This window comes from Kitasatospora sp. NPDC047058 (assembly GCF_040643935.1).
Lineage (GTDB): Bacteria > Actinomycetota > Actinomycetes > Streptomycetales > Streptomycetaceae > Kitasatospora.
The window spans coordinates 1-2195 of the sequence record NZ_JBEYVJ010000722.1 but is presented as its reverse complement, the minus strand read 5'-3'; the positions used below and the strand labels follow the sequence as shown (position 1 = coordinate 2195).

Here is a 2195-nt window from a genome sequence, read left to right as displayed (position 1 = left end):
GGGCCGCCGACGGCCGGCTCCGCCTGACGCCCGCCGGCCGGGCGGCCCACACCCGGGTGAAGGAGAACCTGCCCGCGATCCGGGCGCGCCTCGGGGAGGAGGAGCCGTCCTGAGGAGGAGCCGTCCTGAGGAGGCGCCGTCCTGACCCGGGATCAGACGCCGAAGTTCAGCGCGTACAGCGAGCGCACCAGGTCGGCGGTGACGAAGTCCATCGGGACGGTGCCCAGCACCGGCCTGGTGGTGCGGTCCAGGCCGCCGAGGTAGCCGCGCAGTTTGGGGGTGATCGCGTCGGCGGCCTGCCGCGGCCAGAGGCCCCAGCCGGAGCTGGACGTGAAGGTGAGGTGGAGCCGCTGCGGGTCGGTGGCGGCCCGGGCGGCGTTCAGGTGGGCGGAAGTCTCGGGCCACTTACGGGAGTTGAGCTCGAAGATGGTCCCGATGTCGTAGTCGTCCTCGATGTCGGTGTGCGGGCCGCCCCAGCGCAGGCCGGGCAGGCCGCCGTTGTCGGCGAGCAGGACGACCCGGCCGCGGACCTCGCCGAGGCGCGGGATCCGGTCCTCGGCCCAGAAGAGGCCGTCCCAGCGGCGGCGGTAGTCGGCGAAGAGGGTGCCGAACTCGGCGTCGGAGACGGTGGAGTACTCCTGCTTGACCCGCATCACCAGGGTCTCGCCGGGGTGGGCGGCGAGGAAGGCCAGGCACTGGTTGAGCACGTCGCCGAAGAAGGTCTTCTGGAAGACCGGCCCGTGGTGGATCGCGAGCACGCCGTCGACGGCGCGGCAGCGGATGTCGAGGAAGCGCACGCCGGCCGACAGCTGGTCCGGCAGGGCGAGTGTCTGGGTCTGCGTCAGCGGGCCGCCGTGGAGCGAGCAGGTGTCGTGCGTGCCGGGGACGGTGAGCCGGGCGAGGGAGGCCTGCGGGTCGACGGTGCCCAACCAGTCGGCCCCGCCGGGGAGTCCGAGTGCCGAGGCGCGCGACGTGCCCGTCGCCAGCCCGGCGGCGGCCAGGGCGCCCAGCAGGGCGGTGCGGGTGAAGGCGCGTCTGCTCATCGGTGAACGCGTGGTCACGGGCACGGCGTGGCACCCCCGTTGGGTGTGGTGGGGACAGGACGGGAAAGCGGAGTGGCATGCTCATTGTCGGGACGCCGGGCCGCTTTGCCCAGAGGGCGGGACGGGGCTCTTCGCACGAGGCGGACCGCTGTGCGGTGTCACCATCCCGCGGCACGCCGGGCGTTGACGGCGTCGGTGGCGGCTGCGGGCCGGGGTGGCGGCCCCGTGTGGTAGATCATCTGTTCATGATCTCCACACTCGGCGCCAGGTGGTGCCACCGTCTCTTCGTCGACGGCTACCGGGTGCCGCTGGTGCTCGCAGCGGCGCTCGTGCCGGTCGTCGCCGTGCCCCACTTCCCCGGCCGGGCACTCTTCCTGGTCCCGGCGCTCTTCCTGGGCCTGGTCTACAGCATCGGCCAGGCCTTCCCGGGCGTCGTGCTCGCGGTCCTGGCCGCGCCGGTGGCCGCGGCGGTGACGCTGCTGTTCTGGAGCCGGCGCGGGCGGATCGCCCGGCCGGGCAACTCCGCGCTGCTGAGCCTGGCGCTGGTGTCGGTGCCGGCGATGCTGGCGTTCAGCGCGCCCTCGGCCGACCTGGAGCTGCTGGGCATGGCCGGTGCCGCGGCCGTGGTGCTGGCCGTGCTCTGGGTGGCCCGTCAACTGCTCGGCGACGAGGAGGAGCTGGGCCGTCCGGCGGGTGCCTGGCGGTGGGTGGTGGCGGTGCTGCTGCCGGTCGCCGCGGTCGCGCTGGTGCGGGCCGACGTGCCGCAGCAGGTCCGGTTCGAGCTCGGCCGCCCGGCCATGACGTCCTTCGCGGAGCGGGCGCTCGCCGACCGCTCCATGGGGCTCCCGCAACCGGAGTGGATCGGCACCTACCCGGTGACCGGCGTGGAGGAGGTCGGCACCGGCCTGCGCTTCGCCGTCACCGGAGCCGGCCTGTTCGACATCGTCGGGTACGCCTACCTGCCGGACGGCCCGCCCAGCGGCTGGCGCAGAAGTGACACCTACACCCACCTCTCCGGCGCCTGGTACTCCTGGACGGACAACGGCAACTTCTAGTCCCAACGCCGTTCAGTTAGGGCGGCCTGGGCGGCGTCAAGGGTCGATTGTGAGCATGCTGATGCTGATGGTCGCTTTGTAGGTGGCTCGGTCGATG

2 protein-coding genes are annotated in these 2195 nt (G+C 73.2%); one reads left to right on the top strand and one right to left on the bottom strand.

Annotated elements, in window-relative coordinates; all coding sequences use genetic code 11:
- Window positions 1–152: 152 nt before the first annotated feature.
- Window positions 153–1043 carry a phosphatidylinositol-specific phospholipase C gene (locus tag ABZ885_RS39785; protein WP_360199881.1) on the bottom strand — a complete coding sequence of 297 codons (891 nt, stop codon included), beginning with the start codon at window positions 1041–1043 and terminating at the stop codon, window positions 153–155.
- Window positions 1044–1288: 245 nt separating this feature from the next.
- Here ABZ885_RS39785 and ABZ885_RS39780 point away from each other — a divergent pair, with 245 nt between their 5' ends.
- Window positions 1289–2098: a hypothetical protein gene (locus tag ABZ885_RS39780; RefSeq protein WP_360199879.1), complete on the top strand. Its 810-nt coding sequence runs from the start codon at window positions 1289–1291 to the stop codon at window positions 2096–2098.
- Window positions 2099–2195: the final 97 nt, after the last annotated feature.